Source organism: Kitasatospora arboriphila (genome assembly GCF_039528095.1).
In the GTDB taxonomy this organism is placed as follows: domain Bacteria; phylum Actinomycetota; class Actinomycetes; order Streptomycetales; family Streptomycetaceae; genus Kitasatospora; species Kitasatospora arboriphila.
Window position 1 is genome coordinate 25503 of the sequence record NZ_BAAALD010000090.1, and the last position, 6634, is coordinate 32136.

A 6634-nucleotide genomic window follows, 5' to 3' on the forward strand; every position below is an offset into this window, starting at 1 on the left:
CGTGGAATGCCCGATACGGCACAGTGATCCCATGAAGGCGCAGACGGGGACAGACCACCGGCCGCCGTCCGGGGCGGTCCGGCGCCGGCCCGTCCAGCAGCGCAGCCAGGAACGCTACGAGCGGCTGCTGGACGCCTGCGCGGGCCTGCTCGACGAGGTCGGCCCGACGGCACTGACCACCAAGGAGGTGGCCCACCGGGCGCAGGTGCCGATCGGCACGCTGTACCAGTTCTTCTCCGGCAAGGAGAGCCTGCTGGGCGCCCTCGCCGAACGGAACCTGGACCGCTTCCTCTCCCGGCTGGCCGTCCGGATCGAAGCGGCGGCGCCGGTCGGCGTCCCCGGTTTCGTGGACCTCGCGGTGGACGAGTTCGTCGCGATGAAGCGCAGCGTCGCCGGCTTCGGCCACCTGGACTTCGGCCTGGTCGCCGCGGTGCCGGGCGATCTGCGGGACGACCGGCACCTGCTCGACCGGGACTTGGACAACAACGCGGCGGTCGCCGAGCGGATCGGCGCCCTGGGCGGCGAGCTGTTCGCCTACCCGGGCTTCGCGCTGGCGCTGCGGGTGGCGATGGAGTGCGCGGACGCCGTCCTCAAGGTGGCCTTCCGGGTGGACCCGGAGGGCGATCCCGCGCTGATCGGCGAGTGCAAGCGGCTGCTGCGCGGTTACCTGGCGGAGCGGCCCGCCGCCTGACCACGGGGGCGGCTGCTCGAACACGGGGTCGGCCGCCTGACCACGGAGCCGGCTGCCTGAACACGGAGCCGGAAGAAGCGGATGCCCACCTCCGGCGAGGTGGGCATCCGCTGCCAGGTCTTCGCGGTCAGGAGGCGAAGGCCTGGAGTTCGGAGAGCTGGCCGGCCGGCCAGGCGGTGTTGCCGGTCACGGTGATCCGCAGGTAGCGGGTCGAGTTGGCCGGGAGGTTGATCGTCACCGTGTTGCCGGTGGCCGGGTCGAAGGTGTAGCCGGCCGGACCCGCCAGCGTGCCGAAGGACGAGCCGTCGGTGGAGCCGGAGACCGCCAGGGTCTGGGTCCGGGTGTTCCAGGCCGAGGCCGGCGGCAGCTTCAGGGTGACCTTGCCGAGGCTCACCGCGCAGCCCAGGTCGACCTGCGCCCACTGCGGGAAGGCGTTGTTCGCGCTCTCCCAGTACGAGTTGGCGTCACCGTCCACGGCGTTGCCCGCACCGTACGTCTGGGTGGAGCCGGACGCGGTGGCGGACTTGCCCTGCGCGACGTTGCCGGTGCCGGGGTTGCAGCCCGGCGTGGTGGTCGGGGTCGGCGTCGGCGTCGGGGAGGACGTCTGGCCGCTGCCGAGGAAGGCCTGCACCTCGGAGAACTGCGCGGCCGGCCAGGCGGTGTTGCCGGTCACCGCGATCCGCAGGTAGCGGGTCGAGTTCGCCGGGAGGTCGATCGTCACCGTGTTGCCGGTGGCCGGGTCGAAGGTGCGGCCGGCCGGACCCACCAGGGTGGTGAAGGACGAGCCGTCGGTGGAGCCCTGCACGGAGAGGGTCTCGGTGCGGGTGTTCCAGGCGGAGGCCGGCGGCAGCTTCAGGGTCACCTTGCCGAGGCTCACCGCGCAGCCCAGGTCGACCTGCACCCACTGCGGGAAGGCGTTGTTCGCGCTCTCCCAGTACGAGTTGGCGTCACCGTCGACCGTGTTGCCCGCACCGTACGTCTGGTTGCTGCTGGACGCGGTGGCGGGCTTGCCCTGCGCGACGTTGCCGGTGCCGGTCGGGCAGGTCGGCGTCGGCGAGGAGGACGGGCTCGGCGAGGGCGAGGAGGACTGCGAGGGGCTCGGCGAGGGGCTGGAGGTGCCCGGGTTCGAGGGCACGCCGTTGTACGTCCAGACCGGTGCCGGCCAGGTACCGGTGCAGGTGGAGCCGGTCAGGCCCGAGTTGCCGCCGCCGTCGGCGATGACGAAGCCGGTGCCCACGCAGTTGTGGATCGGCGTGGCGGACTGCGCGATGTTGCTGGCCTTCACGTTGGTGAACTTCAGGGTGGCGTTGGCCTGCGCCTGGACGGCGTAGGTGCCGGCGCCGTTGATGTTCACGTTGGTGAAGTTGATGCCGTTGGCCGCACCCTCGATGGTCTGGATCGCCTCGTAGGAGCTGTCCAGGATGTCGGTGTCGGTGATGTTGATCGTCGCGCCGCTGATCGGCTCGTTGAGGCCGCTGAACCAGACCGCGCCGACGCCGAAGTTCCAGTTGTAGTCGCTGTTGCCGGTGCGGATCAGGGTGTTGCGGGCGGCGGTGATGGTGCCCGCGACGGCGGTGCCGCTGCCGGAGTTGACCCCCGGGTAGCGGTTGGCGATGTGCAGGCCGCCGCCGTTGGTGATGGTGTCCGACATGACGTTGTCGGAGATGGTGAAGTCGCGGCCGCCGTAGGTGACGATGTTGTTCGCCAGGATCGGCAGCACCACGGTGTTGTGGGTGAAGCTGTCGTTGGTGTTCGGCTTGTCCTGCGGCCAGGAGGCGAGGCCGTCGTCACCGGTGTTGCGGACGAAGGTGTTGGTGACCGTCGAGTTGGTGACGCCGGTGTGGAAGTTCACGCCGTCGGCGGTCTGGTCGAGGATGCGGCTGTTCTTGATGGTGAGGCGGTCCATCGGGCCGTCCATCCAGGCGCCGACCTTGGTGTGCTGCAGCCACAGGTTGTCGACGGTGGAGTTGGACATCGCGCCGCCGAGTGCGTTGACCTGGTCCTCGTCGACCCGCTCGCGGATGTCGCCGATGATCGCGAAGTCCTTGAGGGTGACGTTCGAGCTGCCGCCCTGGTTGGCCCACTTGCCGTAGACGCCGGCCGCGTTGGCGCGGTTGTTCGGGTCGCGCCCGCCGAGCACCGAGTACCACGGGCCGGCGCCGACCAGGGTGACCTTGTCCACGACCACGTGGCTGTACAGGGTGAAGTTGCCCTGCGGGATGTACACCGTCTTGCCCTGCGCCGCGCCCGCGTCGACCGCGGCCTGGAACTTGGCGGTGGAGTCGGTGGCACCGGTCGGGTCGGCCCCGAAGTCGGCGACCACGTCGAGGGCGCCGGCCGGCTTGCCGATCGGCCCGGCCACGTTCTCGAAGTCCGCCAGGTCGATGGTGAAGGTGGGCGACTGGGCGGTCGAGGCGACCTGCAGCCGGATCTTGGTGCCGACCGGGTAGGTCTGGCCGAGCAGGGTGCGGGTCTCGTCGTAGAAGTGGTGCGGGTTGGAGTCGCCCGGGTTGTTGTTGAACGGGTAACCACCGTAGTACCAGCTGTACTTCGAGGTGACGGGGACGCTCTTCAGCCTGGCGCCGTCGACCAGCAGGTCGATCGAGGCGTCGCGGCCCTTGCCGTCCGCCGAGTCCGGCAGGCTGTAGCGGAAGTCGATCGAGTTGGCCGGCTGGGTCAGCGTGAACTCGACGTACTGCCCGGTGCCGTTGAGCGCGACGGCCTGCCGGCCGGACGCCTCGGACGGCAGCGCGCCGTACTTGCGGTCGGGGCCGATCACGGTGCCGTTGGTGGCGGCGTACTCCGCCTCCTGCTCGACGAACGGCACGGTCGCTCCGCGGCCCGGGACGTTCAGCGGGGAGAGGGCGGGCACGCCGGCGGCGTGCGCGGCACCGGCGTTCGCCAGGACGGCGGTCAGCAGGCCGACGGTGCCGAGGGCGGTGGCGGTCAGGGCCGCGACGGTGCGCCTGCCGTGCCGGGTGGGGGGTGGTTGCTGCATCTGCGGCTGCACATCCTTGCCGATCGTGGGGGTGCTCCGGGTGGGGGCAAGTGCCCGGCCGCCGCGCCGCACTGACGCCGTGTCGACGACGCACCGGTGCAGCCCGCGGCTTCCCGCCGGGCGTGGCGAGACTATGAGCAGCGGATGCACGAAGTCCATACCCATGCGCAAAAAATCGATCGAAGCCTGCAATTTGGATGTGATGGTCCAGCAAAGATGTGATCACCTGAGAGGTGAGGGACGTTGTGCCCCATCTGCCCCCATTGCGTGCACCCGGCCCGCGCCGCAGAGTGGAAGCACAGTTCAGTGTCGACAGCCACCGAGGAGCATGATCATGCAAGCCACTGTGGGCGACCAGCTCCACATCCACAGCCGGTCCGTCGGCATGGTGGACCGCAAGGGCGAGATCATCGAGGTCCGCGGGACCGACGGCGAGCCCCCGTACCTGGTCCACTTCGAGGACGGCCACGACGGCCTGGTCTACCCCGGCCCCGACTGCGTCATCGAGCACCAGCAGGAACGCCGCTAAGGGATTGACGACCCCGCCCCCGCTGCCGGGCCCGCTGGCCCACCTGGCCCCACTGCTGGACGACTACGGCTATCTGGCAGTGGGCCTGCTCGTGCTGCTCGACAACTGCGGCATCCCCGTCCCCGGCCAGACCGTCCTGGTGCTGGCCGCCGTCTACGCGGGCACCGGCCGGATGTCCATCGCGGGTGTGGTCGCGGTGGCGTTCACCGCCGCGGTGGTCGGCAACAGCCTCGGCTACCTGATCGGCCGCACCGGCGGCCACGCCTTCGTCCACCGCTGGGGCAAGTACGTCTGGCTCACCCCGGCCCGGATGGCCCACGCCGAGGGCTTCTTCCGGCGCAACGGCGTCAAGGTCGTCCTGGTCGCCCGGTTCATCGACGTCCTGCGCCAGACCAACGGGATCATCGCCGGCACCACCGACATGGCCTGGCGGCGCTTCCTGCCCGCCAACGTCGCCGGCGCCGCGCTCTGGGTGGGCGTCTGGGCCTCGCTCGGCTACGCCCTCGGTACGGACATCGGCACCCTCTACGAACAGGCGCTGCGCTACCAGGTCTACCTGCTCGCCGCGCTCGGCGTGCTGGTCGCCCTCGTCGGGCTCCGCGCCTACCTGAAGCGGCGCCGCCGGGCCGCCGCCGGACCCGCGGAGAGCGAGGAAGCACCGGCACGGGACGCGGCCGCACAGGAGGTTTCCGCGCAGGAGGTGCCCGCGGAGGACGGGTCGGCGCGGGACGCGGCCGCGCAGGACGGGCCGGCTGACGGGTCCGGGGCGCAGCCCGGCCCGCCCCCGCGGAGGAACGGCGGGGACGGGCCGGGTGCGGGCGGGTCCGGTGCCGGCGGGTCCGGTCCGGGCGGGCCGGGCGGTCAGCCCAGCAGGATGACCTCGAACGGCGACGCGTAGCGGGTGCCGAGCCGCTCGCCGGCCATCGCCCCGAAGGTCTCCAGCGTGCCGCGGGCGTCCGCCATGTCGCCGCCGAGTCCGTCGAGGTACGCGCGGTGCGCCTCCAGCGAGGCCACGCCGCGGTCGAAGGACTCCGTGGTGTCCACCGCGTGGCCGGAGTCCGGCGAGGCCGCGGCCCACAGCTGCCGGACGCCGTTCCACGGCTCGTGGCCCTCGTCCAGCAGGTCGCGGAAGACCCAGCGGTTGCCCGCGTCCCGGGCGGCGTCCAGGGTGGCGCGGCCGACCGCGATGTGGTCCGCCTGGTTGGGCCACGTCCCGCCGTAGGTCTCGCGGAAGTTGGTGGTGATCACGATCTCCGGGCGGTGCCGCCGGATCGTCCGGGCGATGTCCTTGCGCAGCGGCAGCCCGTACTCGACGACGCCGTCCTGGTGGCCGAGGAACTCCACCACGTCGACGCCGACGAGGGCCGCGGAGGCGATCTGCTCCTCCTCGCGGACCCGGCGGCAGGTCTCCGGGTCCATCGAGTCGATGCCGGCCTCGCCGCTGGTGGCCATCACGTAGACCACGCGCTTGCCCTGGGAGGTCCAGCGGGCGACGGCCGCCGCGGCGCCGTACTCCATGTCGTCGGGGTGCGCGACGACGGCGAGGGCGGTCTGCCAGTCCTCGGTGACCGGCTGGTACGGGGGTGGTGCCTGATCCGTCATGGTCAGTCGGCGCTCCTGATCGAGTAGTTGAAGTCGGTGTGGCCGAAGTGGCCCATCAGCCGGAGCCAGAACGGCATCAGCATCTCGGTGCCGCGGGCCGCGCTGATCCCGCCGAGGTCGACGATCTGGTCGCCGGGCCAGCCGAACTGCTCCAGCACCCCGCGGACGAGGGCCTTCGCCTCCGGGTCCTCCCCCGCGACGAACAGCTGGTGCGGACCGGGCACCCGGCCCGGGTCCACCATCAGCGGGGCGGACAGCGTGTTGAGCGCCTTGACCACCCGGGTCTCGGGGAACTCCCGCTGGATCTGCTCGCCGACGCTGTCGGTGTTGACCGGCTCCAGGCTGACCTCGCCGGTCGGCGAGAACACCAGCGGGTTGGAGACGTCGATCAGCACCTTGCCGGCCAGCCGCTCCGCACCGGCGAGCCGCAGCGCCGGCAGCGAGACCGTCCCGGCGGTGGCGTTGATCACCACCTCGCCGAAATCGGCGGCGTCGGCGAAGGTGCCGGCGTGGCCGTTCGGGCCGGACTGGTCCGCCCAGGAGACGGCCGCCGTGTTGTCCTTGGTGCGCGAGCCGAGGGTGACCTCGTGGCCCAGCGCGACGAGCTTGGCGGCCAGGGTGCGGCCCACCGTGCCCGTACCGATGATCCCGAATCGCATCGCAAGTCTCCCGTGTGTGGGGTCCCGTTCAAGGGTCGCTTCGTTGGGCGAGGACGCAGAACTCATTGCCTTCCGGGTCTGCGAGGACGACCCAGGGTGCCCCGTCCTGTCCGACGTCGGCCCGGCGGGCGCCGAGGTCGAGCAGCCGCTCGACC

7 protein-coding genes and 1 pseudogene are annotated in these 6634 nt (G+C 71.5%); 3 read left to right on the top strand and 5 right to left on the bottom strand.

The window, feature by feature from the left end; genetic code table 11:
* Positions 1-31 precede the first annotated feature (31 nt).
* Positions 32-691 (top strand): TetR/AcrR family transcriptional regulator, encoded by a 660-nt coding sequence (locus ABD353_RS31800; protein ID WP_344627147.1) that lies wholly within the window; start codon positions 32-34, stop codon positions 689-691.
* Positions 692-818: 127 nt separating this feature from the next.
* Here ABD353_RS31800 and ABD353_RS31805 read toward each other — a convergent pair whose 3' ends face one another.
* Both ABD353_RS31805 and ABD353_RS31810 read right to left on the bottom strand, forming a co-directional pair.
* Complete coding sequence (locus ABD353_RS31805) at positions 819-1322, bottom strand: discoidin domain-containing protein (protein ID WP_344627153.1); 504 nt, start codon at positions 1320-1322, stop codon at positions 819-821.
* Positions 1311-3689, bottom strand: a pseudogene (locus tag ABD353_RS31810) (discoidin domain-containing protein); the annotation flags it as partial. The gene ABD353_RS31805 and the pseudogene ABD353_RS31810, both read right to left, overlap by 12 nt.
* A 334-nt stretch (positions 3690-4023) precedes the next feature.
* On the opposite strand from ABD353_RS31810, the gene ABD353_RS31815 reads away from it, so the two are divergent.
* Positions 4024-4218, top strand: a complete 195-nt coding sequence (locus ABD353_RS31815; protein ID WP_344627148.1) for a DUF1918 domain-containing protein — start codon at positions 4024-4026, stop codon at positions 4216-4218.
* Between the two features lie 4 nt (positions 4219-4222).
* Positions 4223-5116: a DedA family protein gene (locus tag ABD353_RS31820; protein WP_344627149.1), complete on the top strand. Its 894-nt coding sequence runs from the start codon at positions 4223-4225 to the stop codon at positions 5114-5116.
* Here the strand turns inward: ABD353_RS31820 and ABD353_RS31825 are convergent.
* From ABD353_RS31825 to ABD353_RS31835, 3 genes are all read right to left on the bottom strand, one after another.
* Complete coding sequence (locus ABD353_RS31825; protein WP_344627150.1) at positions 5080-5820, bottom strand: PIG-L deacetylase family protein; 741 nt, start codon at positions 5818-5820, stop codon at positions 5080-5082. The two genes, ABD353_RS31820 and ABD353_RS31825, sit on opposite strands and share 37 nt — an antisense overlap.
* A 2-nt stretch (positions 5821-5822) precedes the next feature.
* Complete coding sequence (locus tag ABD353_RS31830; protein ID WP_344627151.1) at positions 5823-6479, bottom strand: NADPH-dependent F420 reductase; 657 nt, start codon at positions 6477-6479, stop codon at positions 5823-5825.
* 28 nt (positions 6480-6507) lie between these two features.
* A partial coding sequence (locus tag ABD353_RS31835; RefSeq protein WP_344627154.1) for a VOC family protein occupies positions 6508-6634 on the bottom strand: 127 nt, incomplete at its 5' end.

What these genes read in the sequence shown, in the direction of transcription:
- ABD353_RS31800 (WP_344627147.1), top strand. Translation starts at nt 32, where the DNA reads ATGAAGGCGCAGACGGGGACAGACCACCGGCCGCCGTCCGGGGCGGTC.
- ABD353_RS31815 (WP_344627148.1), top strand. Translation starts at nt 4,024, where the DNA reads ATGCAAGCCACTGTGGGCGACCAGCTCCACATCCACAGCCGGTCCGTC.
- ABD353_RS31825 (WP_344627150.1), bottom strand. Translation starts at nt 5,820, where the DNA reads ATGACGGATCAGGCACCACCCCCGTACCAGCCGGTCACCGAGGACTGG.
- ABD353_RS31830 (WP_344627151.1), bottom strand. Translation starts at nt 6,479, where the DNA reads ATGCGATTCGGGATCATCGGTACGGGCACGGTGGGCCGCACCCTGGCC.